This window comes from Neisseriaceae bacterium CLB008 (genome assembly GCA_041228285.1).
Taxonomy (GTDB): Bacteria; Pseudomonadota; Gammaproteobacteria; order Burkholderiales; family Neisseriaceae; genus JAGNPU01.
The window spans coordinates 162,696-187,605 of sequence record CP166133.1; the positions used below are offsets into that span (position 1 = coordinate 162,696).

The 24,910-nt window shown below is 51.5% G+C and carries 27 protein-coding genes; 23 read left to right on the forward strand and 4 right to left on the reverse strand.

Annotated features, from left to right (window positions below; genetic code table 11):
* Nucleotides 1–14 precede the first annotated feature (14 nt).
* The 9 genes from nuoG to AB8Q18_00725 are packed head-to-tail and all read left to right on the forward strand — an operon-like array spanning nucleotide 15 to nucleotide 10,216.
* Nucleotides 15–2,291, forward strand: coding sequence for an NADH-quinone oxidoreductase subunit NuoG (gene nuoG, locus AB8Q18_00685; protein ID XDZ51602.1), 2,277 nt, complete (start codon nucleotides 15–17; stop codon nucleotides 2,289–2,291).
* Between the two features lie 2 nt (nucleotides 2,292–2,293).
* On the forward strand, nucleotides 2,294–3,340 hold the full coding sequence (gene nuoH / locus AB8Q18_00690) for an NADH-quinone oxidoreductase subunit NuoH (protein XDZ51603.1): 1,047 nt from the start codon (nucleotides 2,294–2,296) through the stop codon (nucleotides 3,338–3,340).
* A gap of 20 nt (nucleotides 3,341–3,360) precedes the next feature.
* Complete coding sequence (nuoI, locus tag AB8Q18_00695) at nucleotides 3,361–3,840, forward strand: NADH-quinone oxidoreductase subunit NuoI (GenBank protein ID XDZ52877.1); 480 nt, start codon at nucleotides 3,361–3,363, stop codon at nucleotides 3,838–3,840.
* A gap of 9 nt (nucleotides 3,841–3,849) precedes the next feature.
* A complete protein-coding gene (locus AB8Q18_00700; GenBank protein ID XDZ51604.1) occupies nucleotides 3,850–4,503 on the forward strand; it encodes an NADH-quinone oxidoreductase subunit J in 654 nt (217 codons plus the stop codon).
* Entirely contained in the window at nucleotides 4,500–4,805 is a 306-nt protein-coding gene (nuoK, locus tag AB8Q18_00705) for an NADH-quinone oxidoreductase subunit NuoK (GenBank protein XDZ51605.1), read from the forward strand. Before AB8Q18_00700 ends, nuoK begins: the two co-directional genes overlap by 4 nt.
* 29 nt (nucleotides 4,806–4,834) lie before the next feature.
* The gene (gene nuoL / locus AB8Q18_00710) at nucleotides 4,835–6,862 is read left to right on the forward strand and encodes an NADH-quinone oxidoreductase subunit L (protein ID XDZ51606.1); all 2,028 of its coding nucleotides are present in this window, start codon (nucleotides 4,835–4,837) and stop codon (nucleotides 6,860–6,862) included.
* A 41-nt stretch (nucleotides 6,863–6,903) separates the two neighbouring features.
* Nucleotides 6,904–8,400, forward strand: coding sequence for an NADH-quinone oxidoreductase subunit M (locus AB8Q18_00715; protein ID XDZ51607.1), 1,497 nt, complete (start codon nucleotides 6,904–6,906; stop codon nucleotides 8,398–8,400).
* Between the two features lie 10 nt (nucleotides 8,401–8,410).
* A complete protein-coding gene (gene nuoN, locus AB8Q18_00720; GenBank protein XDZ51608.1) occupies nucleotides 8,411–9,856 on the forward strand; it encodes an NADH-quinone oxidoreductase subunit NuoN in 1,446 nt (481 codons plus the stop codon).
* A 57-nt stretch (nucleotides 9,857–9,913) separates the two neighbouring features.
* Nucleotides 9,914–10,216, forward strand: coding sequence for a DUF2818 family protein (locus AB8Q18_00725; protein XDZ51609.1), 303 nt, complete (start codon nucleotides 9,914–9,916; stop codon nucleotides 10,214–10,216).
* A 771-nt stretch (nucleotides 10,217–10,987) separates the two neighbouring features.
* Here the strand turns inward: AB8Q18_00725 and AB8Q18_00730 are convergent.
* Both AB8Q18_00730 and AB8Q18_00735 read right to left on the reverse strand, forming a co-directional pair.
* On the reverse strand, nucleotides 10,988–11,854 hold the full coding sequence (locus AB8Q18_00730) for a lipid A biosynthesis lauroyl acyltransferase (protein ID XDZ52878.1): 867 nt from the start codon (nucleotides 11,852–11,854) through the stop codon (nucleotides 10,988–10,990).
* A complete protein-coding gene (locus AB8Q18_00735; protein ID XDZ51610.1) occupies nucleotides 11,854–12,735 on the reverse strand; it encodes a lysophospholipid acyltransferase family protein in 882 nt (293 codons plus the stop codon). The genes AB8Q18_00730 and AB8Q18_00735 overlap by 1 nt, the downstream gene beginning before the upstream one ends.
* 71 nt (nucleotides 12,736–12,806) lie before the next feature.
* Between AB8Q18_00735 and metK the strand changes: the two genes are divergently transcribed.
* From metK to AB8Q18_00800, 13 genes are all read left to right on the forward strand, one after another.
* Nucleotides 12,807–13,979: a methionine adenosyltransferase gene (gene metK / locus AB8Q18_00740; GenBank protein XDZ51611.1), complete on the forward strand. Its 1,173-nt coding sequence runs from the start codon at nucleotides 12,807–12,809 to the stop codon at nucleotides 13,977–13,979.
* Nucleotides 13,980–14,162: 183 nt separating this feature from the next.
* Entirely contained in the window at nucleotides 14,163–15,236 is a 1,074-nt protein-coding gene (hisC, locus tag AB8Q18_00745) for a histidinol-phosphate transaminase (GenBank protein XDZ51612.1), read from the forward strand.
* A 5-nt stretch (nucleotides 15,237–15,241) separates the two neighbouring features.
* The gene (gene hisB, locus AB8Q18_00750) at nucleotides 15,242–15,835 is read left to right on the forward strand and encodes an imidazoleglycerol-phosphate dehydratase HisB (protein ID XDZ51613.1); all 594 of its coding nucleotides are present in this window, start codon (nucleotides 15,242–15,244) and stop codon (nucleotides 15,833–15,835) included.
* Nucleotides 15,832–16,482 (forward strand): imidazole glycerol phosphate synthase subunit HisH, encoded by a 651-nt coding sequence (hisH, locus tag AB8Q18_00755; protein XDZ51614.1) that lies wholly within the window; start codon nucleotides 15,832–15,834, stop codon nucleotides 16,480–16,482. The genes hisB and hisH overlap by 4 nt, the downstream gene beginning before the upstream one ends.
* Before the next feature lie 42 nt (nucleotides 16,483–16,524).
* The gene (gene hisA, locus AB8Q18_00760; protein XDZ51615.1) at nucleotides 16,525–17,268 is read left to right on the forward strand and encodes a 1-(5-phosphoribosyl)-5-[(5-phosphoribosylamino)methylideneamino]imidazole-4-carboxamide isomerase; all 744 of its coding nucleotides are present in this window, start codon (nucleotides 16,525–16,527) and stop codon (nucleotides 17,266–17,268) included.
* A complete protein-coding gene (locus tag AB8Q18_00765) occupies nucleotides 17,265–17,756 on the forward strand; it encodes a hypothetical protein (GenBank protein XDZ51616.1) in 492 nt (163 codons plus the stop codon). The genes hisA and AB8Q18_00765 overlap by 4 nt, the downstream gene beginning before the upstream one ends.
* 8 nt (nucleotides 17,757–17,764) lie before the next feature.
* A complete protein-coding gene (gene hisF / locus AB8Q18_00770) occupies nucleotides 17,765–18,532 on the forward strand; it encodes an imidazole glycerol phosphate synthase subunit HisF (GenBank protein XDZ51617.1) in 768 nt (255 codons plus the stop codon).
* A gap of 8 nt (nucleotides 18,533–18,540) precedes the next feature.
* Nucleotides 18,541–18,963 carry a phosphoribosyl-AMP cyclohydrolase gene (gene hisI / locus AB8Q18_00775; GenBank protein XDZ51618.1) on the forward strand — a complete coding sequence of 141 codons (423 nt, stop codon included), beginning with the start codon at nucleotides 18,541–18,543 and terminating at the stop codon, nucleotides 18,961–18,963.
* Nucleotides 18,960–19,301 carry a phosphoribosyl-ATP diphosphatase gene (locus AB8Q18_00780; GenBank protein ID XDZ51619.1) on the forward strand — a complete coding sequence of 114 codons (342 nt, stop codon included), beginning with the start codon at nucleotides 18,960–18,962 and terminating at the stop codon, nucleotides 19,299–19,301. The genes hisI and AB8Q18_00780 overlap by 4 nt, the downstream gene beginning before the upstream one ends.
* A gap of 183 nt (nucleotides 19,302–19,484) precedes the next feature.
* Nucleotides 19,485–19,685: a Sec-independent protein translocase subunit TatA gene (tatA, locus tag AB8Q18_00785; protein XDZ51620.1), complete on the forward strand. Its 201-nt coding sequence runs from the start codon at nucleotides 19,485–19,487 to the stop codon at nucleotides 19,683–19,685.
* A 10-nt stretch (nucleotides 19,686–19,695) separates the two neighbouring features.
* On the forward strand, nucleotides 19,696–20,274 hold the full coding sequence (gene tatB / locus AB8Q18_00790; protein ID XDZ51621.1) for a Sec-independent protein translocase protein TatB: 579 nt from the start codon (nucleotides 19,696–19,698) through the stop codon (nucleotides 20,272–20,274).
* Nucleotides 20,267–21,091, forward strand: coding sequence for a twin-arginine translocase subunit TatC (tatC, locus tag AB8Q18_00795; protein XDZ51622.1), 825 nt, complete (start codon nucleotides 20,267–20,269; stop codon nucleotides 21,089–21,091). Before tatB ends, tatC begins: the two co-directional genes overlap by 8 nt.
* Entirely contained in the window at nucleotides 21,091–21,432 is a 342-nt protein-coding gene (locus tag AB8Q18_00800) for a DUF2069 domain-containing protein (GenBank protein XDZ52879.1), read from the forward strand. The genes tatC and AB8Q18_00800 overlap by 1 nt, the downstream gene beginning before the upstream one ends.
* A 42-nt stretch (nucleotides 21,433–21,474) precedes the next feature.
* On the opposite strand, the gene AB8Q18_00805 is transcribed toward AB8Q18_00800, so the two are convergent.
* Nucleotides 21,475–22,386, reverse strand: coding sequence for a LysR family transcriptional regulator (locus AB8Q18_00805; GenBank protein ID XDZ51623.1), 912 nt, complete (start codon nucleotides 22,384–22,386; stop codon nucleotides 21,475–21,477).
* A gap of 113 nt (nucleotides 22,387–22,499) precedes the next feature.
* Between AB8Q18_00805 and AB8Q18_00810 the strand changes: the two genes are divergently transcribed.
* Complete coding sequence (locus AB8Q18_00810) at nucleotides 22,500–23,657, forward strand: MFS transporter (GenBank protein ID XDZ51624.1); 1,158 nt, start codon at nucleotides 22,500–22,502, stop codon at nucleotides 23,655–23,657.
* A 64-nt stretch (nucleotides 23,658–23,721) separates the two neighbouring features.
* On the opposite strand, the gene AB8Q18_00815 is transcribed toward AB8Q18_00810, so the two are convergent.
* Nucleotides 23,722–24,894, reverse strand: a complete 1,173-nt coding sequence (locus tag AB8Q18_00815; GenBank protein XDZ51625.1) for an MFS transporter — start codon at nucleotides 24,892–24,894, stop codon at nucleotides 23,722–23,724.
* Nucleotides 24,895–24,910 lie beyond the last annotated feature (16 nt).

The following is a 24,910-nucleotide window of genomic DNA, read 5'->3' on the forward strand; positions in this document are numbered from 1 at the left end:
GGATAGCTTAAGTCATGTTGCAAATCGAAATTGATGGAAAAGAGCTCACGGTAGAGCAAGGGAGCACAGTGATTGAGGCCGCCAATAAGGCAGGTACTTATATTCCTCACTTTTGCTACCACAAAAAATTATCTATAGCGGCGAACTGTCGTATGTGCTTGGTTGAGGTGGAAAAAGCCCCTAAACCATTGCCTGCGTGCGCCACGCCTGTAACCGATGGCATGAAAGTCATGACCCATTCGCCTTTGGCTAAAAAAGCCCAGCAAGGTGTGATGGAGTTCTTGCTGATCAACCATCCATTGGATTGCCCAATCTGTGACCAAGGCGGCGAATGTCAGCTGCAAGACTTGGCCGTAGGCTACGGCAACAGCAGCAGCCGCTATCAAGAAGAAAAACGCGCCGTTGTCGGTAAAGACATGGGCCCGTTGGTGTCGGCGCAAGAAATGTCGCGCTGCATTCACTGCACCCGCTGCGTTCGCTTCACCGAAGAAATCGCCGGCATGCAGGAAATCGGCATGGTGAACCGTGGTGAACACTCTGAAATTATGTCGTTTGTTGGTCAAGCGGTAGAAACAGAGCTGTCGGGTAACGTGATCGATCTGTGCCCAGTGGGCGCCCTGACCAGCAAACCGTTCCGCTACGATGCCCGCTCTTGGGAGCTGTCGCGCCGTAAATCGATTTCGGCCCATGATGCCCTGGGTTCTAACCTAGTGGTGCAGGTGAAAGACCACGGCGTGCGCCGCGTGATCCCGATGGAAAACGAAGCGATTAACGAATGCTGGCTGTCAGACCGCGATCGTTTTGCCTACGAAGGTTTGAGCCACGCTGAGCGCTTACAGCGCCCGATGATCAAACACGGCGGTGAATGGTTTGACGTTGAGTGGGAAACCGCTTTGGAATACGTGGCCAAAGGCCTAAACGGCGTTGGCAACGATTTTGGCAAAGACAGCATTGGCATCTTGGCCAACCCAATGAACACCGTGGAAGAGCATTTCTTGACCAAGCAATTGGCCGCAGCGTTTGGGGTGAAAAACCTAGACAGCCGCCTACTGCAACAAGATTTCCGCCTAGATGCCGTCAACGACAGCACCCAATGGTTGGGTCAAAGCATTGAAGCCTTTGCCGCCAGCAATGCGTTCTTGGTGGTGGGTGCGCAGCTTCGCGCTGAACAACCCTTATTGACCGCCCGCATTCGCCAAGCCGCCAAAAAAGGCGCCAAGGTGAGCGTATTGGCCAGCAGCAAAGAAACCCTACACATGGATTTAGTGCGTCAAGACGCGATTCATCCAAACGACTGGGTCAGCACTCTTGAAGCCATGGCCAGCGGCAGCGACGCCGTTGCCACTAGCCTCAAAGACGCAGAGCACAGCACCATCGTATTAGGCGCCATCGCTCAAAACCATCCACGTTACGCCGACATTTATGCCGCTGCTCAAGCCTTGGCCGAAGCCACTGGCTCTGTATTGAGCATTCTGCCTCAGGCTGCCAACACTGTGGGCGCTAGCCTAATGGGTGTTAAGCCAGCTCAGGGTGGTTTGAATACCCAAGAGATGATTGCTAAGCCTAATAAAGCCGTGGTGTTGGTGAACGTTGAAGCCAATATGGACGTGGCCAACGGTGCGGCGCTGGTGAACGCTTTGGGTCAAGCCCAAACCGTGATCGCGCTGAGCGCTTATAAAGATGCGGCGATGCTGGAATACGCCGACGTGCTGTTGCCGGTGACGCCGTTTACCGAAACCGCTGGTTCGTTCGTGAACATGGAAGGTAAAGTACAAAGCTTCCACGGTGTGGTGCGTCCTTTGGGCGAAGCACGGCCGATGTGGAAAGTTTTGCGCGTGATGGGCAACGTGTTGAATCTGCCTGGTTTTGACTATGAATCAGTGGATCAAATTCACGCCGCTGCTTTATCTGGCCTGAATCTTGAGACTGCTTTGAATAACCACATTGCAGGTGTGCGCGTGGCGGCTGATGCCCAGCGCGCTCCTACTGAATTGACCCGTGTGGGTTATGTTGCGGCTTACGCCACCGACGCCATTGTGCGCCGTGCGCCAGCCTTGCAGCAAACCGCACAAGCGGCTGCACCGTTGGCTTACGTTCATTCGAACACCTTAAGCCAACTGGGCTTTGCTGCAGGGGACAGCGTTCTGGCTGAGCAGAAGGGCAGTGGTGCCGTTATGGTGACATTGGCTGCTGACGATGCCTTGCCAGAAGCCGTTGTGTGTTTGGCCCACCATCAAACCACGCAGGCTTTGGGTGCGTTGGTTGGTGCCATTGAGTTGAAACGAGGATAATCATGCAAGCTTGGTTACAAAACTTATTGGGCATGGAACTAGGGCTGACGATTTCAATTCTGTTGAAAATCGTGCTGATTTTGATTCCATTGATCTTAACCGTGGCGTACTTGACCTTCTTTGAACGTAAGGTCATTGGCTATATGCAACTGCGTACGGGTCCAAACCGCGTGGGTCCTTGGGGCTTGATTCAGCCCTTCGCCGACGTTTTAAAACTGTTGATGAAAGAAATTATTCACCCCAGCAGCGCCAACAAGGCTTTATTCTTGATTGCGCCGGTGCTGGCCATCATGCCGTCTTTTGCGGCCTGGGCGGTGATTCCTTTTAATGAAGAATTAGTGTTGACCAATACCAATGCGGGCGTGCTGTACATTCTGTCGTTGACGTCGATGGGTATTTACGCCGTGATCATTGCAGGCTGGGCCTCTAACTCTAAGTATGCGTTTTTAGGCGCGATGCGTTCATCGGCCCAAATGATTTCCTACGAAATCGCCATGGGCTTTGCTTTGGTGGGCGTGGTGATGGTATCGGGCAGCCTGAACTTCATTGACATTGTGAACTCACAGGCCAGCGGCATTGCCGGCGGTTCGGTGTTCTCTTGGAACTGGTTGCCTTTATTCCCCTTGTTTGTGGTGTTCTTGATTTCTGGCGTGGCCGAGACCAACCGTGCACCGTTTGACGTGGCCGAGGGTGAATCTGAGATTGTGGCTGGTTTCCACGTTGAGTATTCAGGTATGGCCTTTGCGGCGTTCTTCTTGGCCGAGTACATCAACATGATTTTGATTGGTGCTTTGGTGGCTTTGCTGTTCTTGGGCGGCTGGCTGTCTCCGTTCCCAGCGAGCTGGGGCTTCATCGGCCAATCTAGTATTTTGTGGATGTTCTTGAAAATGTCTATGGTGTTGTACAGCTTCTTCTGGTTGCGTGCGACGTTCCCTCGATTCCGTTACGATCAGATCATGCGTTTGGGTTGGAAAATCTTTATTCCCATTACCTTGATTTGGGTGGCCGTTGTGGCTGCGTGGATGGTAACGCCTTGGACAATTTGGTAAGCGATTGAGAGTGAATGAAAATGCGAAATCTGTTTAAAACCTTTTTCTTAACGGAATTGCTGGTCGGCATGGGCGTGACGCTGAAGAACTTCTTCGCCCGCAAGATCACGATTCAATTTCCGGAAGAGAAAACCCCTCAGTCAGTGCGCTTTCGCGGACTACACGCCCAGCGTCGTTATCCCAATGGGGAAGAGCGCTGTATTGCTTGTAAACTTTGTGAGGCCGTGTGTCCTGCGATGGCGATTTCAATCGCTTCTGAGCAGCGCAGCGACGGCACCCGTCGTACCACTCAATACGATATTGACTTAACCAAGTGTATTTTCTGCGGCTTTTGTGAAGAAGCTTGTCCAGTAGATGCCATTGTGGAAACACACATTCTTGAGTATCACGGTGAAAAACGTGGTGACTTGTATTACACCAAACCGATGCTGTTGGCGATTGGCGATAAGTATGAAGCCGAAATTGCCAAAAACAAAGCAGCTGATGCCAAATATCGTTAAGGGGTGGTCATGACTTTTCAATTGGTTTTATTTTATGTGTTTTCGGCCATTTTGCTCACCGCTGCGGTTAACGTGGTGGTGTCCAAAAACCCGGTACACGCTGCCTTGTTTTTAGTGCTGGCGTTTTTTACCAGCGCTTGTTTGTGGATGTTGATGCAGGCTGAATTCTTGGCCTTGCTGTTGGTCCTGGTCTATGTTGGTGCGGTAATGGTGCTGTTCCTGTTTGTGGTGATGATGATCGACATCGATCTGGAAACCATTCGTCAGGGTTTTTGGCGCCACCTACCGGTTGCACTGATTGTTGGTGCTTTGATGGCGGTCCAAATTGTGTTGATTCTGATCGACCCTAAGCTAAACCTTGCTTCTTTTGGCGCCTTGCCTGACGTGGCGGCAGATGCCAACAACGTACGCGAACTTGGCCTATTGATCTACACTCAGTATTTGTTGCCGTTTGAATTAGCGGCGGTGTTGTTGCTGTTGGCGATTGTGGCCGCGATTGCATTGGCCCATCGTAAACGTGAAACAACCAACAATATTAACGTGTCGGCTCAGGTGAAAGTCCGCAGTCAAGATCGTTTACGTATGGTGAAAGTGGCCGCTGAGCGTCCCGCTGCACCAGTTGTGGATGACGTTGAGGCGAATGCAGGGAGTGAGAACAAATGATTACGATTACACACTTTTTGGTGTTAGGCGCGCTGCTGTTTGCCATCAGCGTGTTGGGCATCTTTATGAATCGCAAGAACGTCATTGTGCTATTGATGGCGATTGAGCTGATGTTGTTGGCGGTGAATTTTAACTTTATTACGTTCTCGCAATACTTGAACGACACCGCAGGACAAATTTTTGTTTTCTTCATCTTGACCGTGGCGGCAGCAGAATCAGCCATCGGTTTGGCAATTATGGTGCTGTTGTTCCGCACGCATAGTTCGATCAGTGTAGAAGACTTGGGCAGCCTAAAAGGCTAAAGTTTAACCAGACATAAAGCAAAAAACGCATGGACAAAATGAGCTTATATCTGCTAATTGCACTCGCACCTCTCGTGGGGTCTTTAATAGCAGGGTTGTTTGGATGGTTAATTGGTCGCACAGGCGCTCATGTTATTACCATCCTTGGGGTTGCGGTTTCGGCCGTACTGTCGGCCTATGTTCTATATGGCTACGTGACCGGACAGTCACAGCCATTCGACGAAAACCTGTACACTTGGTTGACCGTTGGTGGCGTCGATCTTTCGATCGGCTTCATGATGGACAGCTTAACCGCGATGATGTTGGTCGTGGTGACCAGCGTGTCGCTGATGGTGCATATTTACACCATTGGCTACATGAACGGTGACCCAGGCTATCAACGCTTCTTCAGCTACATTTCACTGTTTACCTTCTCAATGTTGGTGTTGGTGATGAGCAATAACTTCATCCAACTCTTCTTCGGTTGGGAAGCTGTGGGTGTGGTGTCTTACTTGCTGATTGGTTTTTACTTCAAAAAACCGACTGCGATTTACGCCAACTTAAAAGCCTTCTTGGTGAACCGCGTGGGTGACTTTGGTTTCCTATTAGGTATTGGCATGGTGCTGATTTATTTCGGCGGCAGCTTACAGTATAAAGATGTGTTCGCTCACGCACCTGAAGTGATGAACGCCACTATTTCTTTGATTCCTGGTACTGAATGGTCAGTGGTAACCGTGACTTGCTTGCTTCTGTTTGTGGGTGCCATGGGTAAATCAGCGCAGTTCCCACTACACGTGTGGCTACCAGACTCAATGGAAGGTCCTACTCCGATTTCTGCTCTGATTCACGCCGCCACCATGGTGACTGCGGGTATCTTTATGGTGTCACGCATGTCGCCGCTGTACGAAATGAGCGATGTGGCGTTGAACGTCATCATGATCATTGGCGCGATTACGGCCTTGTTCATGGGCTTCTTGGGTATGATCCAAAACGACATCAAACGCGTTGTGGCCTACTCAACCCTGTCTCAGTTAGGCTATATGACCGTGGCTTTGGGCGCTTCGGCTTACTCAATCGCCATGTTCCACGTGATGACCCACGCCTTCTTTAAAGCCTTGTTGTTCTTGGCTGCGGGTTCGGTGATCATCGGTATGCATCACGAACAAGACATGCGTAAGATGGGCGGCCTGCGTAAATACATGCCGATTACCTGGATTACCTTGCTGTTGGGCTCGCTGTCATTGATCGGCACGCCGTTGTTCTCAGGCTTCTTCTCTAAAGATTCGATTATTGAAGCGGTACATGCTTCTAACTTGCCAGGCGCCGGCTTTGCTTACTTTGCCGTGATTGCCAGCGTGTTTGTGACTGCGTTTTACTCGTTCCGCCTATACTTTTTGGTGTTCCATGGTAAAAATCGCTGGCGCGAAGCGTCTCACGACGACCACGGCCACGACGATCATGGCGAACACCACGGCCTTGGCCCGAACGACAATCCTAAAGAAAGCCCTTGGGTTGTGACCCTGCCTTTGGTGCTGTTGGCGATTCCTTCGGTATTGGTGGGCTACTTTGCCATCGAACCGATGCTGTACGGCTCGTTCTTTGATGGTGTGATCACCGTTGATGCAGCGAAGCATCCAGCCATGACGACCTTGGCCGGTGAATTCCACGGCGCTTGGAATATGGTGACCCATGCCTTGACCACCTTACCCATTATGTTGTCGCTATTGGGCGTGGTTGTGGCCTATGTGTTCTATATGGTGACCCCAGCCGTACCGGGTAAAATCGCCAGTGCATTTAAACCGATTACCATCTTGTTAGAGAAAAAATACTTCTTAGACGAGATTTACTATGCGGTGTTTGCCAAAGGTTCTCGAGCATTAGGTACCTTCTTCTGGAAAGTAGGGGATACCTGGATCATTGATAACTTTTTTGTCAACGGCGCGGCCAAAATGGTCGGTGTCATTGCCAGTGTGGTACGCAAAATCCAAACGGGCTTTATCTATACCTACGCTACAGTCATGATTGTTGGGGTGTTGGTGCTGGTTACTATGTGGTTTTTACCCTTAATCAGTCGTTAAGCGTTTGCTTTGTTTCATCATCATTAGTTTAGGCATAAACCATGTACGAGAATTTACTCAGTTTAGCAATTTGGATCCCCATCCTTGCCGGTATTTTGATACTGGCAACGGGATCGGATAAAAGAGCCCCACTGGCCAAAACCTTGGCCGTGGTGGGCGCTGGCATCAGCTTTTTAGTCACGCTGCCGTTGTTCATCTACTTTGACCGACTCAGCGGCGGCATGCAGTTCGTGGAATTCCATCCATGGATTGAAAGCTTGAACTTAAACTACCATTTGGGCGTAGACGGTATTTCCGTGCTGTTCGTGATTTTGAACAGTTTCACCACCCTGATGGTTGTGTTGGCGGGTTTGAAAGTCATCGAAAAGCGCGTGGCCCAATATTTGGCCTCGTTCTTGATCATGTCAGGTTTGATCAACGGTGCTTTCAGTGCCTTAGACGCCATCCTGTTCTACGTGTTCTTTGAAGGCATGTTGATTCCGATGTATTTGATCATCGGTGTGTGGGGCGGTCCGCGTCGCGTGTACGCAGCCATGAAGTTCTTCTTGTACACCTTGATGGGCTCATTGCTCATGTTGGTGGCCTTGATTTACCTATCAGGCCTAGCCGGCGGCAGCTTCGCCATTTTGGATTTTCAAAACATCCAAAAAATTGGCATGACCACGCAGATCTTGATCTTCATCGCCTTCTTCTTATCATTTGCGGTTAAAGTGCCGATGTGGCCTGTGCACACTTGGTTGCCAGACGCCCACGTGGAAGCGCCTACCGGTGGTTCGATGGTATTGGCGGCGATTACCTTGAAAATTGGTGCTTACGGCTTCTTACGTTTCGTGTTGCCGATTGTGCCCGATGCGGCGCGCTACTTTGCGCCTGCCATGATCGTGCTGTCGTTGATCGCGGTGGTGTACATTGGCCTCGTCGCCCTAGTACAAACCGACATGAAAAAATTGGTGGCTTACTCTTCCATTAGCCACATGGGTTTTGTGACCTTGGGTATGTTCCTGTTCATCGGCATGGATTTGAATGAGATTGCCGTGAAAGGTGCCATTGTACAAATGGTGTCGCATGGTTTTGTGTCTGCTGCCATGTTTATGGGCATCGGTGTGATGTATGACCGTATGCACACGCGTAACATCGCCGACTACGGTGGTGTGGCCAATAAGATGCCGATTTTTGCGGCCTTCATGATGTTGTTTGCGATGGCCAACTCAGGCTTGCCAGGTACTTCTGGCTTCGTGGGCGAATTCATGGTGATCATGGGCGCCATCAAAACCAACTTCTGGATTGGTGCTTTGGCTGCGACTACGTTGATTTTCGGTGCGGCATACACCTTGTGGATGTACAAACGGGTGCTGTTCGGTGCGGTAAGCAACCCTGAAGTAGAGAAACTACAAGACGTATCAAAACGCGAATTTTTGATTTTAGCCGTGCTTGCGATCGCTGTATTAGGTATGGGTCTGTATCCAGAACCATTTGTGGCTGTGATTCATCAGGCTGCGAATGATTTAATTGCCCATGTGGCGCAAAGCAAAATTTAAGGAAGTGTGAATGAACTGGGCCGATTTAAATCTTATCCCCGCAATGCCTGAAATTGTGCTTCTGGTGGCATTGTGTGTTGTCTTATTAGTAGACGTGTTGTTTAGCCATAAAGCCAAGTGGGTGGCTTATGGCTTGAGCTTGGTGACGTTGGTAGTGGTGGCGGGCCTGCAATTTAAAGCCGGTGAAGTAGTGCCTGCCATGACGTTTAGCGATATGTTCGTGTCGGACAGCCTGTCTCAGGTGGCCAAGTTTGCGATGTATATTGCAACCTTCTTCCTGTTTATTTACAGCCGTCCTTACCTACAAAGCCGTGACATGTATCAAGGCGAGTTTTACACCTTGTCGCTGTTCTCCCTGTTGGGGATGGCCATTATGGTCAGCAGCAACCATTTCTTGGTGTTGTACATTGGTCTTGAGTTGATGTCTTTGGCTCTGTACGCCATGATCGCGCTGCGCCGCGACCATCCGCAAGCCAGTGAAGCCGCATTTAAATACTTCGTATTGGGCGCTTTGTCTTCAGGCTTGTTGCTGTACGGTATGTCTTTGGTGTACGGCGGTACCGGTTCGTTATACTTGACCGATATGGTAGCAGGCTTGAGCGACGGGACGGCAAACGCCACCCTGACTCAGTTTGGCTTGGTGTTTGTGGTGGTGGGTTTGGCCTTTAAATTGGGCACCGTACCGTTCCACATGTGGGTACCTGACGTTTATGAAGGTGCACCGACCATTATGGGCGCGTTTTTGGGCGCGGCCCCTAAGATTGCTTCGGTGATTTTCATGTTCCGCATCTTGGTGATGGGCCTAAGCCCATTGGCCGAGCAGTGGGTGCCGATGTTGAATCTGTTGGCGATTGCCTCATTGTTGGTGGGTAACCTATCTGCCATCATGCAGACCAACGTGAAGCGGATGTTGGCTTACTCAACCATTTCTCACATGGGTTTTGTGGTGCTGGGCTTTATGGGCGACCTATTGGGCTACCAAGCGGCCATGATCTACACCTTGACCTACGTGGTGATGTCGGTTGCCGCCTTCGGTATCTTGATGATCTTGTCGACCAAAGAACACGAGTGTGAAAAGCTAACCGATCTAGCCGGCTTGAACCAAACGCATCCATGGATGGCGTTCTTGATGCTGCTGACCATGTTCTCTATGGCTGGTATTCCTCCGTTGTTGGGCTTCTACGCTAAGTTTGCCATCATCCAAGCCTTGTTGGCTCAAGGCTACTTATGGGTTTCTGTGTTTGCGGTGATCATGTCGTTGATCGGTGCTTTCTACTACCTACGCGTGGTGAAAGTGATGTACTTCGATCAGCCTAGCCAAACCGTTGCCGCTGTTAACATGACGTGGGAAGTGAAGCTATTCTTGAGCATCAACGCCTTGGCGCTATTGGCTTTGGGCATCATGCCTGATGCTTTGGTTCAGTGGAGTACGCAAGCTTTTCAATTCTTGCTATAATCACTGAAACACTCAATCGAACGGCAACTTGGGTTGCCGTTTTTTTATGGAAAAATCATGACAGCCAGTATGTACATTTTATTGTTGGTGGCCTTTATTGCGGCCAACCTACCGTTTGCCAGCGACAAGCTCTTTTTTGTGCTGCCTTTGAAAAAAAAGCATGCGTTTTACCATTTATTAGAGCTGGCGGTATGGTATGTACTGGTAGGCGGCATGGCCTATGTATTGGAAAAGCAAGGGTCGATGTCGGTCCACGAACAGCAGTGGGAGTTTTTTGTGACCACTATGTGCCTGTTCTTGGTGTTTGCGTTTCCTGGCTTTGTGATCCGCTATTTTTGGGCCAGTCGTAAATTGGCCTAAAGGCATGAACGATGTCAAAACCGCAGCCGCTGCTTAAGCGCCTGCGGTTTTTTTGTGGATGTCGCTGTGGTGTTGGGTAGGGTGGGTCGCGACCCACGCAGTTTTAGGTTTTGGCACGTGGGCACGCTGCGCTTTGCCTACCTTACAAATGGCCAATAAACTATGGTTTATTAAGGCTAGGTATTAAATCCACAAAAATGCCTTAATCATATTCCTATTAATTGAAGGTTACCTTTCACTACCTTGTGTGACAACTCCCCACGTCTCCCCTAGGTGAAGTACCGTCCCCTTTTAGCCGCTGAGGCGGTTCGTGCAGGGCCGGGGCTTTTGAGGCAAGCATGGCTTCTTGCCGCCGGCAATGTGCGGGCCAACGAGGGCACCCGCAAAGCGGGCGGATAAAGTGGGGTGTTTTTTCTTTGCTTCGTTTCTTTTGGACATCCAAAAGAAATGACGTCGCCCAAGGGGCGAAACAAAACGATTAATCAATAGCGAAATAACCGAAGCATTATGAAACAAATAATTCAAAACGGTGGGCACGCTGCGCTTAGCACCACCCTACGCCTAACGGTAAAACATGATTGCCATTAAGGCGCATTGAGGACCGACACTATAAACCATGGTTTATTGGCACTTTCCTGCGGCGTCAGACAAAAAAGACTGAATCTCATGCAAAGATTCAGTCTTTAGGTTTAGGCCAACTGCTGTGATGCTGCCATAAAGGCATTTGGATGGCTATACGTTCGTATTTCTGGATGCGGGTAATGGGTGAGCCTAGTAGAAGCTTTTCTCGCCCTCTGGGCGCGTTTTGAAGCGTTTGTGCAGCCAGAAATATTGTTCGGGCAGACGGCGGGCCTGTTCGCCTATGAATTGGTTCATGCGCAAGGTGTCGGCTTCGGCGTCTTCTGAGGGAAAGTCAGCCCACTCAGGAAAAAATTCCAGCTCAAAGCCATCGTTGCGCCGATTGGTGATCATGGGGATTACTTTGGCGTTGGTTAATTTAGCGATGCGGCTTAAGCCTGGCGTAGTGGCGGTGTTGACGCCCATGAAATCAACAAAAATAGAGTCTTTGGGGCCAAAGTCTTGATCAGGTAAATACAGAAAAGGCGCGTCGGTGGCCTTAATGGTTTTGATCATGGCCAAGAGGCCGGCGGTGCGAGGGACGATGTGGGCGTTGTGATAGCGTTGGCGGCTGTCGTACATCTGCTTGTCCATGATGGGGTTTTTTTGCTTGGAATAGATGCTCAAAAGAGGCTGGGTTTGGTTGAGTTTAAAAACGCCCATTTCAAACGCGCAAAAATGGGGATACAGTAAAATCACCTTATGGCCCTTTGCCAAGGCTTCGTCTAAATAGTGTTTGTTCTTATAAGTCACCAGTTTGTCGATGCGCTCGGCCGACGAATACCAGCAAATGCCATACTCGAGAATCATGCTGGTCATGTGCTGAAAGTTCTGTTTCAGAATGCGGTCGCGCTCGGCCTGGGTCTTCTCTGGAAAACACAGGGCTAAGTTGGTCTGGCCGATGTGGCGGCGATTGCCGATGAGGCGATACAGCACGGCGCCCAATAGGTTGGCCAGGCGGCGTATCATGCTATAGGGCAACAGGCGAACCATATATAAGAAGGCAAAGGCGAGTTTCATCATGGTGCTGGAGGTCTTTCCGCGCCGGCAGGCACTTTATATCTGTTATAACTGAATAAATATTGTGTTGGAAACTCGAGGATTAAGGCCTCTACGGCTTGGTTGATGATGACAGTATCTTGTACTTTATCCTGTGTGAGCGGCGTATTCAAGGGGCGGATGTGTAATTTGAACCCTTTACCCTTGGGCAGGCGTTCGCCGACAAAGAAAAAGGTGCGCACGTTTTTCATTTCGGCCAAGCGTGCGGCCAGCGTCATGGTGTAGGCGGGCTTGCCAAAAAACGGCACCCATACGCCGTCGCCGCCATTGGGTACTTGATCGGGCAGGATGATGGTGGCTTCTTTGTCGCGTAAGGCGCGCAAGACTTGACGCACGCCTTGGGCGTTGGCTGGAGCCGTTTTGCCCTTGTCGCGCACGCGGCCGGCGTTCATGACGGGCTCGAGCCACGACAGTTTAGGCGGGCGGTACATGGCGGTTAGGGGAAAAGGCAGCTGATGGCTGATGTAGCGGCCGGCTAAATCATAGCTGCCAATGTGTGGGGTAATGAACAACAGGCCTTGTTCTTGTTGTATCGCTTCTTCCACATGGGCCCAACCATCTACAGACGTAAAGAGGGCTGCAATATCCTCAGAAGATCGCGTCCATGCTATTGGCAATTCGAGTGCAGATTTGGCAATTTCTTGGCACACTAATTTGACTTTTGGGCCACTATTTTGGTAGTCTTCAACCGCTCGACTAGTGTGCAGATTTTCTTTAATGCGTATGCGCATGCCGGCGCTGCCTAAATACATCAGATAGCCGAACCCCCGCCCCATGACGTGTAATACAGGTAAGGGGATACGTGCTATGAGCCAAAAAAACGTCTGTATTAAAGATTGCATATTATGTCTTCTGTTTTAACTGGGTCTATTTTAACAAACCCTTTGGTGTTTGCCCATTTTTAGGAAAATTCATGAGTGAATATTTATTTACTTCAGAGTCTGTCTCTGAAGGCCATCCTGACAAAGTAGCGGATCAGATTTCCGATGCGATTCTGGATGCGATTTTGGCACAAGATCCTCGTGGACGTGTGGCAGCAGAAACCTTAGTTAATACGGGTTTGGTCATTTTGGCCGGTGAAGTGAGCACAAGCGCTCGTGTAGATTACATTAAAGTAGCGCGCGAAACCATTCGCCGCATTGGTTACGATCGCTCAGAGTTGGGTTTTGACTACCACGGCTGTTCTGTACTGGCCGCTTATGATGAACAGTCCAGCGACATTGCGCAAGGCGTGAATGAAGGTGAAGGCTTAAATTTAGATCAAGGTGCCGGCGATCAAGGCCTGATGTTTGGTTACGCCTGTGACGAAACCCCCACGTTAATGCCGTTCCCGATTTACTATGCTCACCGTTTGATGCAGCGCCAAAGTGAATTGCGTAAAGATGGCCGTTTGCCTTGGCTGCGTCCAGATGCAAAAGCGCAAATTACCTGTGCTTACGATAGCGAAACCGGTCAACCTAAGTGGATTGACACCGTGGTGTTGTCTACCCAGCACGACCCAAGCATCAGCCATGAAGAAATTTACGAAGCGGTGTTGGAGCAGATCATCAAACCGGTATTACCGCCAGAAATGCTGCGTCCAGAAACCAAATACCACATTAATCCAACCGGTCGCTTTGTGATCGGCGGCCCTATGGGCGACTGTGGCCTAACCGGCCGTAAGATTATTGTAGACACCTACGGTGGCGCTGCGCCTCACGGCGGTGGTGCATTCTCAGGCAAAGATCCAACCAAAGTAGACCGTTCAGCCGCTTATGCGACTCGTTACGTGGCCAAGAATATTGTGGCCGCAGGTTTGGCGCGTCAGTGTCAAATTCAGGTGTCTTACGCCATTGGCGTGGCGGAGCCGACGTCGATTTCCATCGACACCTTTGGCACGGGCGTGATCCCGAATGACCAGATCGTGGCCTTGGTGAAAGAGCATTTTGACCTGCGCCCGAAAGGCATTGTGCAAATGCTAGACTTGTTGCGCCCAATTTACAGTAAATCGGCTGCCTACGGCCACTTTGGCCGTGAAGAACCAGAATTTACTTGGGAAAAAACCGATAAGGCTCATACGCTGCGTCAAGCAGCCGGCCTAGAGTAAGTTTTATGCTCAAACCGAAAGCTGCTTAAGCTCTTGCTTAGGCAGCTTTTTTTTGCGCCCGTGCATTAGGGCTGTCCGAAACATGAAAAAAGTATAGAATGGTTAAGACAGAAGGTTCATTCAGCGGCCGCCGTTGACGTCAAGCAAACACGAGCCGCCATCACAACCCAAAGGAGAAACAAGATGAGTATATTAGACTACGTCAGACCGGAAATCAGAGCGATGCAGGCCTATCAAGTGGCCACCGTCGACGATGATTTTATTAAGCTGGACGCCATGGAAAGCCCTTATGCCTATGTGGACGAAATGCAAGAAGAATTGGGTAAGCAGCTGAGCCAAGCACCGATTAATCTGTATCCTGAGCCTAATGGCGGTGGTTTGGTAGATGATTTACGCGCGGCTTTTGAGATTCCGCCTGATGCGGGCGTGATTTTAGGCAATGGCTCGGATGAGCTGATCGACATCGTCACCAAAGCTTTATCTAAAGAAGGTGCCACCTTAATGGCGCTAGAGCCATCATTCGTGATGTATGCCTTAAGCGCCAAGCTGCATCGTATGCGCTATGTGGGGGTTTCTTTAAATGAAGACTTTAGCCTAGACCTAGCAGCCACCTTGGCCGCCATTGAGGCCGAACAGCCTGCCTTGATTTTTATTGCCTATCCGAATAACCCCACCGGTGGTCGTTTTGAGCGTGAAGACGTGGTGGCCATTATTAAAGCGGCTAAAGGCGTGGTGGTGGTGGATGAGGCCTACAGCGCCTTCTCTTCCGATACCTTTATGGATTTGGCCGGCCAATATGATAACCTCATTGTGATGCGTACCCTCAGCAAGATTGGCTTCGCTGGTCTGCGCTTAGGCTATGCGGCCGGCGCGCCGGTATTGATGAATGAGTTGGCTAAAGTGGTGCCACCCTATAATATGAACCAGCTCAGCATTGTGGCGGCCAAATTTGCGCTACAATATCAACCGTTTATTTTAGAAAATACGGAGCGCCTGAAGGCGGAGCGTGAGCGTGTGCGTACGGCGTTGAAGGCCTATGAGCAAATTGAAGACTTTCCTTCAGAAGCCAACTTCATCACCATTCGCGTACCCGATTCGAGCCTATTGTTCGAAACCTTAAAACAAAACAAAATTTTGGTGAAACACCTGCACCATGCCCACCCCTTATTGGCGCAGTGCGTGCGTTTGACCATCGGCCGACCGGAAGATAATCAGGCGGTTTTAGCAGTCATTGAACAACTATACGGAAGAACATAAATACTATGCGCGTTGCTACTATTAGTCGAAATACGAGTGAGACACAGATTACCGTGACTTTAAACCTAGATGGTACCGGCGTTGGTCGCTTTGAGACCGGCGTGCCTTTTTTAGACCACATGCTGGACCAAATTTGCCGTCATGGCCTGGTCGACCTAGACGTGAAGGCCGTGGGTGACTTGCACATCGATGCCCACCACACGGTGGAAGACATCGGCATCACCATCGGCCAAGCCCTTAAGCAAGCCGTGGGCGATAAAATGGGCATCCGCCGCTACGGCCATGCCTACGTACCCTTAGATGAAGCTTTAACCCGCGTGGTGTTGGATCTGTCTGGTCGCCCAGGCTTAACCTATAACCTACCGTTTACGCGCGCCACCATTGGCACGTTTGACGTGGATTTATTCAGCGAGTTTTTTCACGGCTTGATCAACCACGCCATGATGACGCTGCACATTGATAATTTACGCGGCCTAAACGCCCACCATCAGGCCGAAACCACGTTTAAAGCCTTTGGACGTGCTTTGCGTATGGCGATTGAGCCCGATGAGCGCATGGCCGGTGTGATGCCTTCGACTAAGGGAACCTTAACCGCATGAAGGTGGCCATCATTGATTACGGCATGGGCAATTTGCACTCGGTGCTTAAGTCGGTGCAAATGGCCGACAGCCAGGCGCACACTCAGGCCGATGTGTATTTAACCAGCGATCCTGAGGCGGTTATGGCCGCCGATAAAGTGGTGTTTCCTGGCCAAGGCGCCATGCCGAACTGTATGAAGGCGCTGAACGAACATGGCCTAGGCGAAGCCGTTAAAGAGTCCTTGGCAAGCAAGCCATTTTTTGGCATTTGCGTCGGGGCCCAGCTCTTGTTTGACGTCAGCGAAGAAGGCAATACGCCGGGCTTAGGCTGGTGTGGGGGCGAAGTCAAACGCTTTGCCGATGGCTTAGTCGACGCTCAGGGTGGTCATTTAAAAGTGCCGCACATGGGCTGGAATAATGTGCAGCAAGCTCAGGCACATCCACTGTTTGCCGGCATTGCCAACGACGCTTATTTTTACTTTGTTCACAGCTATTATTTTGCGCCAACCGATGCGGGCATGGTGTTGGCGACCACTGATTATCCCGATTCATTTGCTTCTATTGTGGGTCGAGACAATGTGTTTGCCACACAGTTTCACACTGAAAAAAGCCATGAGGCCGGATTGCGGATGATGGCGAACTTTTTAAACTGGGATGGTCAGGCTTAAACGCCGACCATCGTGACTAACCTTTTATACAGCGTTTATATTATGTTACTGATTCCTGCAATTGATTTAAAAGAAGGTAAATGTGTCCGTTTGCGTCAAGGTTTGATGGAAGAAGCAACGGTGTTTTCTGACAGCCCAGTTGAGATGGCTGAGCACTGGGTGGCACAAGGCGCCCGCCGCTTGCATCTGGTGGATTTAGATGGCGCGTTTGCTGGTCAGCCTAAAAACCACGCCATCATTCGCGCCATTGTGGAAAAAGTGGGTATGGATCTGCCGGTGCAAATCGGCGGCGGCATTCGTGATCTGGACACCATCGAGAAATATTTAGACATGGGCATTAAGTACGTGATCATTGGCACGGCGGCGATTAAAAATCCGCAGTTCCTGCACGATGCCTGCGATGCCTTCCCAGGCCAAATTATTGTCGGCTTGGACGCCAAAGATGGCCTAGTGGCCACCGATGGCTGGGCTAAAGTGACTAAGCACAACGTGATCGAAGTCGGCAAGCGATTCGCTGACTACGGCGTCGACAGCATCATCTACACCGATATTGGTCGCGATGGCATGATGTCGGGCGTGAACATCGACGCCACGGTGAAGCTGGCGCAAGGCGTGAGCGTGCCGGTGATTGCTTCTGGCGGCTTGACCAATCTAGACGATGTGCGTGAGCTGTGCGCGATTGAAGAGCATGGCGTCGAAGGCGTGATCACGGGCCGAGCGATTTATGAGGGCACGATTAATTTAGCCGAGGCTCAGGATTTGGCCGATCGTCTGGCGGATGAATGAAGCATCTTAAAAAAATCACCTTCCTCATTGGCCTAGTGTATTGGCTGGCCGTGTGCGCCTGGCAAGGCCGTGGTCTAGTCTTAAACGCGGCCGAACTGGCCCAGCCTTTAGGCTTTCAGCAAGGCTTTGAGGCCTCGATTCGGCAGGGCTTTGCCTCTTTTTCACAAGGCTTTATGACGCTGCTCAACCTGCTGCTGCCGGTGTGGGCGGTGTACGTGAGCCGCCATCGACGTTGGGTGATGGCCTTGGTGCTGCTGCCGTTAACGGTGGCCGCCGTGGCTGCCGTGGCGTCGCTGGTGTGGACGCTGCCGATGACGGAAAATGAAATTTTGGCCGTGGTGCTGAACGCTTGGACACTGTGGTTCTTATTTGCGGCCTATTGCGCCGTGGTGGGTTTGTTGAGCGTGCTGCTGCCGCCCAAGCATGTGGTGGTGGAGCTAAACAGCAATGTGCTGCTGGATGAAGACGCAGCAGAACAAGGAAAATAGAGACAATCATGGCATTAACCAAAAGAATCATCCCGTGTTTGGATGTGAGTAATGGCCGCGTGGTCAAGGGCGTTAACTTTGTGTCCCTGCGTGACGCCGGCAATCCCGTAGAGGTGGCCAAGCGCTACAACGACGAAGGGGCTGATGAGCTGACCTTCTTAGACATCACCGCCAGTAGCGATGAGCGCGACACCATTTTGCACGTGATTGAAGAAGTGGCCAGTCAGGTGTTTATTCCATTGACGGTGGGCGGCGGCGTACGCAGCGTAGCCGACGTGCGTCGTTTACTGAACGCCGGCGCCGATAAGGTGAGCATCAACACCAGTGCGGTGACCAACCCCGATTTAATCAATGAAGCCAGCAGCTTCTTTGGCAGCCAAGCCATTGTGGTGGCCATTGACGCTAAGGCGATCAACGCCGACAACTCGGAGTGGGCGGTGTTTACCCACGGCGGGCGCAATCAAACTGAGCTAGAGGTAGTGTCTTGGGCTAAGGAAATGCAGGCGCGTGGCGCCGGTGAAATTTTACTCACCAGCATGGACAGAGACGGCACTAAGGCGGGCTTTAACCTGCCGCTCACCCGCGCGGTCAGCGATGCGGTCAATATTCCGGTGATTGCGTCTGGTGGCGTGGGCAATGTGCAGCACTTGGTTGAGGGCATTACCCTTGGCCATGCCGATGCGGTGTTGGCGGCCAGCATTTTCCACTTTGGTGAAGTCAGCATTCTTGAAGCCAAACAGCAAATGGCGGCCGCTGGCGTGCCGGTACGGTTATAAGGATGGATATGAAGACGGAACAGCCAAGCTGGTTGAATGCGGTTAAATTTAATGAGCAGGGCTTGGTGTGCGCCATTGCTCAAGACGGCATCAGCCAAAAAGTGCTGATGGTGGCGTGGATGAACGCCGAAGCCTTACGGCTAACCGTTGAAACGGGAGACGCGCATTACTTTAGCCGTTCGCGCCAAAAGCTGTGGCGCAAGGGCGAATCTTCGGGACATACACAAAAAGTTCATGAACTTCGTTTAGACTGCGACGGCGATGCGGTGGTGATGCACATCACCCAACACGGTGGGATCGCCTGCCACACTGGTCGCGCCAGCTGTTTTTATCAGGTTTGGCGTGACGGCGACTGGCGAACGGTGGATCCTGTATTAAAGTCGGCAGAGGCCATTTATGGCGCTGCTACTAAAGGTAAAGATGAATCATGAGCAGTAAAAATATGTTGGCCGAACTGGATTTGGTCATGCAGGCGCGTAAAGCAGCAGCTCCAGACACCTCTTACGTGGCGTCGTTGTTTCACAAAGGTGAAGACGCGATTTTGAAGAAAGTCGCTGAAGAAGCGGCTGAAGTGATCATGGCGTCTAAGGATTTAACCCAAAATACGCAAGAGCGCTTGTATCTAGTCAAAGAAGTAGCGGATTTATGGTTTCACACTTCGGTACTGTTGGCTTATCATGGCCTTAGTTCTGAAGACGTCATGGCCGAACTGGCTCGACGTGAGCATACTTCAGGCTTGGTGGAAAAGGCTTCGCGGCCAAAAGCCTAGGCTTGTCCGGAGCGTTTAATTTTTTTTACAGGTATTTCGGCTGATTACGCGGGAATGTGTTTATGAACCGCGCTATTTTTTGTAAAATAGATGGTGGTAGGGCATGAGCGGCAATGGCGTCGCTTGGTCCGAATGATGTTGTGGGTTCTGATTGGATCAGAACCATTATTTAAAGGATTTTTTATGGGTTCGTTCTCTATTTGGCATTGGGTCATTGTGTTAATCGTGGTGGTTTTGGTGTTTGGCACCAAAAAACTGCGCAACGTGGGTAAAGACCTTGGCGGTGCGGTGCATGATTTTAAAGAAGGCCTAAACCAAGCGTCTAGCGAAGAGCAAAAAACCGAGAAAAAAACCGACGATGCCCCGTCTGATAAAAAAGATTAATTGAGCCCCTATGTTTGGTTTTAGTTTTGGTGAGCTCGCTTTAATCGCTGTGGTGGCGCTGGTGGTCTTAGGGCCAGAGCGCCTGCCCGTCGTGGCAAAAACCGCAGGGGTCATGCTGGGCCGCTTACAGCGCTTTGTGAATGGCGTGAAGGCCGACGTGAGTCAGCAAATTAAAGACACTGAGTTAGCTCAGGTGCGCGACAGCTTGCAGGAGGCGGCTAAGACGTTGCAAAACAACGTCAGCGACGTGACCAGCAGCGTGCGGCAAAGCGTGACCGATTTGGAAAGTTCGCTGAATCAGGATGTGCCTAGCGGCCAGACGACATCGAACGGCGGCAGTGATACCGCCACAGCCACGTCTAAGCAGCCGTATCGCGCTTGGGAAAACCTGCCCACGCCGAGTCATCCGGATGATTTTTTATTCGGTGGCCAGACTGATTCGGCTGGTCAAGCTCGCCTTGGCCGATCTTTACATCTGCAAAGCCTACAAAAAAAGAAACGTTTGGTGCCTCGTCGTTTAACGCCGCCTAAGCTGCGTGCGCGTGGGGCTCGTGTTCATCCTTCACACATAGATACCCACCATGAATGAAGAAGTACAGTCTATCTTAGGCCACTTGGTGGAGTTGCGTAGCCGTTTTGTGCGCATCATCATTGGCCTATTGGTTTGTTTTTTGGCGCTGGTTGCCTTTGCCCAAGAAATCTACGCCTTTGTGGCCCAACCTTTGGTTGATGCCCTGCCTGCCGGTGGCAGCATGATTGCCACCGACGTCATTGCGCCATTCTTTGTGCCGATTAAAGTCACCATGATGGTGGCGTTTTTGCTGTCCCTACCGAATACGGCTTATCAGCTGTGGGCGTTTATTGCCCCCGCTTTGTATCAACATGAAAAGCGGTTGATTTTTCCTTTAGTGGCCTCGACCATCCTGCTGTTTTTAATCGGCATGGCCTTTGCCTACTTTTTTGTGTTCCCGGTGATTTTTCAGTTCATGGCGTCGGTTACCCCAGCTGGCGTGAGTATGGCCACCGACATCGATAAGTATTTGTCGTTTATTTTAGGCATGTTTCTTGCCTTCGGCCTGACTTTTGAGGTGCCGATTGTGGTGTTAGTACTGAACCGCGCAGGCATCGTCAGTCTGGCTCAGCTTAAATCAGCTCGTCCTTACGTGATCGTGGGCTCGTTTGTGGTAGCCGCAGTGGTGACGCCGCCAGACGTTTTGTCGCAAACCTTATTGGCCGTACCGCTGTGCTTACTGTATGAGTTTGGCCTGTTTATGTGCCGCTTTGTGAAAGTGAAGCCAATCAGCACTGAGGTGGCCGTGGTTGAGACGGCGGCTCAGAATGAAGCCGAGGCAGTACAGGAAAAGCCCGCTTTAAAAGATAAAACCAACCAGGATGAATCACCATGATGGGCAACCGTAACGCACGCTGGGTCGCCAGTGCGACTTTGATTGGCTTGATTGTGGTGAGCCTGGCTTGGGAGATGTGGCTGGCGCCCGCACGCCCTGGCGGCTCGTTATTGGCCTTAAAAGCCTTGCCTTTATGCTTGCCCCTAGCAGGCATTTTATTCGGCAAAAAATACACCTATCAATACAGCTCGATGCTGATCCTGTTTTATTTTGCCGAAGGCGTGATGCGCCTCTTTGATGCCGATCCTTTAAGTCGGCTGTGTGCGGCGTTGGCGACGGGCCTAAGCTTTGTGTTCTTTATTGCCTGCTTGCGCTACATTCGCTCTTTGAAAGCGGCTTAAGCCTTTGGCGACAAAGCCCCCTACTGGCGGTAGGGGGCTTTGTTATGGGCGCTGATCGGGCTGGACGAGTAGCGCTGTGGTTAGCAGATCTAAAACAGCGGTGACTTTGGGCAGTAGCTGCCGTTTACGAGGCCACAGCAGGTGTATGGGTAGGCCGGGTGTATTGAGCTGGGGCAGGAGCGGCACGAGGCTGCCTGAGGCCAGCTCGTCCTCAATCAGCCAGCTGGCCAGCTGGGCGATGCCCATGCCGGCAACGGTGGCTTGCACCAGACCATCACCGCTGCCGATGATGAGGGTGTGGGTCATTTTGGGCGTGGGCTGGGGCAGTCGCCAGGCTTGCGTGCTACCGTCTGCCTTGCCGTAGAGAATGGCTCGGTGTTGGCTTAAGCCTGCTGGGCACAGGGGCACGCCGTATTGGGCCAAATAGGTGGGGGCGGCACAAAAAATCAATTCTTCCGTGCCTAAATAGCGTTGGCCTAAACGCTCAGACGGTTCAGCGTTGGGTAGGCCAAGGCGTATGGCAATGTCGATGCCTTCTTCAATTAAATCGATGAAGCGATCGGTGAATGAGATGTGAGGCTGTAGGCGTGGGTGGTCGGCTAAATAGGGCAGCAAGACAGGTAAGACTTTACGGTGGCCAAAGCTGGCCGGTAGGTTGAGGTGTAGTTTGCCGATGGGCGCTCTTTGCTGAGCCTGTAGGGTGGCTTCGGCCTCGTCTAAGTCGGCCAAAACCTGAATGCAGGTAGCGTAAAAAGCCGCGCCGGCATCGGTGAGGCTCAGGCTGCGCGTGGTGCGCTCAAATAAGCGGGTGTCTAAACGGGCTTCTAAGCGGGCTACTTGTTTACTGACGGCGGAATTGGTGAGGTGTAGTCGCTCTGCCGCGGCGGTGAAACTGCCTGAGTCGGCGCTGGTGACAAAGGCACTGATGCCTTTGAGACGTTCTGTTGACGGCATGATGTGCCTTATTGTGGAAATAATTTCCATAATAGTGGGAATAATGATCTAAGACAACTCTATATATCTAGAATAAGCTGATGCCCTTGATGAAGGTGATCGAGGGAATAGAGATGGTTCAGGTTAAAAAATCGGGTTTGGCCATCGCCGTCTTGGCGGTGGCGGCGTTTGTGATCGTGACTACAGAGTATTTAATCGTGGGGTTATTGCCGGCTTTGGCACGGGACTTTAAAGTGTCTATTGACGTCATGGGCTGGCTGGTGACGCTGTTTGCCTTTACGGTGATGCTGTTTGGGCCAGTGCTGACGGCGCTCTTGGCACATATTGAGCGCCGCCGCCTGTTTGTGTTTATTTTGCTGGTGTTCGCCGGCGCCAATGCCTTGGCAGCAGTGGCCAATGAGCTCTGGGTACTGGCGTTGGCGCGGTTTGTGCCGGCGCTGCTATTACCCGTGTTCTGGGGCACCGCTAGCGAAACTGCGGCACAAATGGTGGGCCCTGAGCAATCGGGGCGAGCGGTGGCGCGGGTGTATTTGGGTATTTCGGCGGCGCTTTTGCTGGGGATTCCTCTCGGTACGCTGTGGGCCAGCGCCTGGGGCTGGCGCAGCGCCTTTTGGCTGTTGTCAGGCTTGTCGTTCCTGATGGCAATGGCTTTATACGGCTGGATGCCACGGGTAAACATGCCGCTGCGGCAGTCGCTGCGTGGGCAGATCGCTCAGCTATGGCAGGCTGAGTTTGGCTGGCAGGTGTTGACGTCGGTTTGGGTGTTCACCGCCATGTTTACGGCCTATACCTATTTGGCCGATATTTTAGAACGCTTGGCTGAAGTGCCAGCGAATCAAGTGGGCTGGTGGTTGATGGGCTTTGGGGCAGTGGGTTTGATCGGCAATGGCTTAGGTGGTCGTTGGGTGAGTCGGCAGCCTTTGGCAGCAACGGCTGGCTTTAGCCTGCTATTGGGTTTGGCCATGTTGTTGACCTCGTGGTGGATGGAACAGGGTTTGGGTCTGGTGGTGGGGCTGGCTTTATGGGGCATTGCCTATACGGCGCTGTTTCCCGTGTGTCAGGTGCGCGTGATGCAGGCCGCACGCGGCGCTCAAGCCTTGGCGGGGACGCTCAATGTGGCGGCGGCGAATGCCGGTACGGGGCTGGGTGCCCTGTTGGGCGGCTGGGTGATTCAGACTTATGGTTTGACCATGGTGGCGCCAGTGGCGGCAGTCTTGGCGGTATTGACCTTGGCCTTCGTGCCCTTACTGCGGCGTCAGGGTTCAGCATAAACGCTAGGGCTTTAAAGAAACAGCCGCAGCCATTGATAGGCTGCGGCTGTTTGCGTTATGGCATTTAGGCCTCGAGTTTGACCTTCTTGCCAAACGACAGCAGGAACAGCACCGTCATCAGCGCAATGCCGATGATTAAACCATTGCTGCCGAGATAATGCATTAAGCCCATGCTCATCATCGGCGCTACGAGGCCGCCAAGGCCCCATACGAGGCCGAGACAGGCGTTGGCGGCCACGAGGTTGGGGCCAGTGAAATAATCGCCTACGCGCACCAAGCCCAGCGTGTAAATCGAGCCAGCAAAGCCGCCCCAAAGGAAGAGGGTGGGCCAGAGGAAAATAGGATAAGGCATTAAAAACGGAATCATGATCGTTAAGAGCAGGGTGCCGACGGCGCACAATACGTGGATGCGCACGCGGCCATAGGCGTCGCTGAGCCAGCCAAAGGGAATCTGGAAGCAGGCATCACCGATGAAGATCATGCTGACAATCAGCACCGCCAGCCGTTCGCTATAGCCATGCTCGATGCTGTACAGCGGCATGATGGACAGCACCGCAGCGTCAAAGAAGGCGAATAAGAAAATGGCCAGGATGATCACGGGCACGGTGCGCACAAAATAAAACAAAGACTTGCTGTGCTTTTGCTTCTCATGAAAGGCAAAATCCAGCGGCGCCCACATGGTGATGGCGAGGCCAATGAGGTGAAACGCAAATAACAGCCATAGAGCGGCGCCACCTTGAGCGCCGAGCATGGATAAGATAAAGGGGCCGAGAATTTGGCAGATGGTAAAAAATGTGGTGTAAATGGCCACAATTCGTCCGCGATCGTGGTCGCCGGCGAGGTCGTTGACGCAGGTTTCTCCCAAAATAATCAATAGGCTGCTGGCAATGCCGGCGGTGAGGCGCAGTAGGAAAATGAGGGTGAAGTGATCAACGTAGGCCAAGGGCAGAATGCTTAGGGTTAACAAAGCGGTGCTGGCCACGAATAAGGATTTAATGCTGAAGCGTTTGGCGATGGCGTTGGCAAAAAAGGCCATGATGACAATGCCAAGAGCAGGCGTAGCGGCCATGAGACCAATGATGAAGTCAGTGGCGCCCAGATATTTGAGCTTAAACGTCGTATAGGGAATGGTCAGCCCGGTGTTCAGGCTGACCACGCAAATACTTAAAATGAGGGTAATAAAAGGTAACGAAGGGTGTTTCTTGAGATTATTTAAAAATGGTTGGGCGATACTCATACAATGACTAAAAAAT

Excerpts from the sequence above, each read along its gene's own strand:
- nuoG (XDZ51602.1), top strand. The coding sequence starts at position 15 with ATGTTGCAAATCGAAATTGATGGAAAAGAGCTCACGGTAGAGCAAGGG.
- nuoH (XDZ51603.1), top strand. The coding sequence starts at position 2,294 with ATGCAAGCTTGGTTACAAAACTTATTGGGCATGGAACTAGGGCTGACG.
- nuoI (XDZ52877.1), top strand. The coding sequence starts at position 3,361 with ATGCGAAATCTGTTTAAAACCTTTTTCTTAACGGAATTGCTGGTCGGC.
- AB8Q18_00700 (XDZ51604.1), top strand. The coding sequence starts at position 3,850 with ATGACTTTTCAATTGGTTTTATTTTATGTGTTTTCGGCCATTTTGCTC.
- nuoK (XDZ51605.1), top strand. The coding sequence starts at position 4,500 with ATGATTACGATTACACACTTTTTGGTGTTAGGCGCGCTGCTGTTTGCC.
- nuoL (XDZ51606.1), top strand. The coding sequence starts at position 4,835 with ATGGACAAAATGAGCTTATATCTGCTAATTGCACTCGCACCTCTCGTG.
- AB8Q18_00715 (XDZ51607.1), top strand. The coding sequence starts at position 6,904 with ATGTACGAGAATTTACTCAGTTTAGCAATTTGGATCCCCATCCTTGCC.
- nuoN (XDZ51608.1), top strand. The coding sequence starts at position 8,411 with ATGAACTGGGCCGATTTAAATCTTATCCCCGCAATGCCTGAAATTGTG.
- AB8Q18_00725 (XDZ51609.1), top strand. The coding sequence starts at position 9,914 with ATGACAGCCAGTATGTACATTTTATTGTTGGTGGCCTTTATTGCGGCC.
- AB8Q18_00730 (XDZ52878.1), bottom strand. The coding sequence starts at position 11,854 with ATGAAACTCGCCTTTGCCTTCTTATATATGGTTCGCCTGTTGCCCTAT.
- AB8Q18_00735 (XDZ51610.1), bottom strand. The coding sequence starts at position 12,735 with ATGCAATCTTTAATACAGACGTTTTTTTGGCTCATAGCACGTATCCCC.
- metK (XDZ51611.1), top strand. The coding sequence starts at position 12,807 with ATGAGTGAATATTTATTTACTTCAGAGTCTGTCTCTGAAGGCCATCCT.
- hisC (XDZ51612.1), top strand. The coding sequence starts at position 14,163 with ATGAGTATATTAGACTACGTCAGACCGGAAATCAGAGCGATGCAGGCC.
- hisB (XDZ51613.1), top strand. The coding sequence starts at position 15,242 with ATGCGCGTTGCTACTATTAGTCGAAATACGAGTGAGACACAGATTACC.
- hisH (XDZ51614.1), top strand. The coding sequence starts at position 15,832 with ATGAAGGTGGCCATCATTGATTACGGCATGGGCAATTTGCACTCGGTG.
- hisA (XDZ51615.1), top strand. The coding sequence starts at position 16,525 with ATGTTACTGATTCCTGCAATTGATTTAAAAGAAGGTAAATGTGTCCGT.
- AB8Q18_00765 (XDZ51616.1), top strand. The coding sequence starts at position 17,265 with ATGAAGCATCTTAAAAAAATCACCTTCCTCATTGGCCTAGTGTATTGG.
- hisF (XDZ51617.1), top strand. The coding sequence starts at position 17,765 with ATGGCATTAACCAAAAGAATCATCCCGTGTTTGGATGTGAGTAATGGC.
- hisI (XDZ51618.1), top strand. The coding sequence starts at position 18,541 with ATGAAGACGGAACAGCCAAGCTGGTTGAATGCGGTTAAATTTAATGAG.
- AB8Q18_00780 (XDZ51619.1), top strand. The coding sequence starts at position 18,960 with ATGAGCAGTAAAAATATGTTGGCCGAACTGGATTTGGTCATGCAGGCG.
- tatA (XDZ51620.1), top strand. The coding sequence starts at position 19,485 with ATGGGTTCGTTCTCTATTTGGCATTGGGTCATTGTGTTAATCGTGGTG.
- tatB (XDZ51621.1), top strand. The coding sequence starts at position 19,696 with ATGTTTGGTTTTAGTTTTGGTGAGCTCGCTTTAATCGCTGTGGTGGCG.
- tatC (XDZ51622.1), top strand. The coding sequence starts at position 20,267 with ATGAATGAAGAAGTACAGTCTATCTTAGGCCACTTGGTGGAGTTGCGT.
- AB8Q18_00800 (XDZ52879.1), top strand. The coding sequence starts at position 21,091 with ATGGGCAACCGTAACGCACGCTGGGTCGCCAGTGCGACTTTGATTGGC.
- AB8Q18_00805 (XDZ51623.1), bottom strand. The coding sequence starts at position 22,386 with ATGCCGTCAACAGAACGTCTCAAAGGCATCAGTGCCTTTGTCACCAGC.
- AB8Q18_00810 (XDZ51624.1), top strand. The coding sequence starts at position 22,500 with ATGGTTCAGGTTAAAAAATCGGGTTTGGCCATCGCCGTCTTGGCGGTG.
- AB8Q18_00815 (XDZ51625.1), bottom strand. The coding sequence starts at position 24,894 with ATGAGTATCGCCCAACCATTTTTAAATAATCTCAAGAAACACCCTTCG.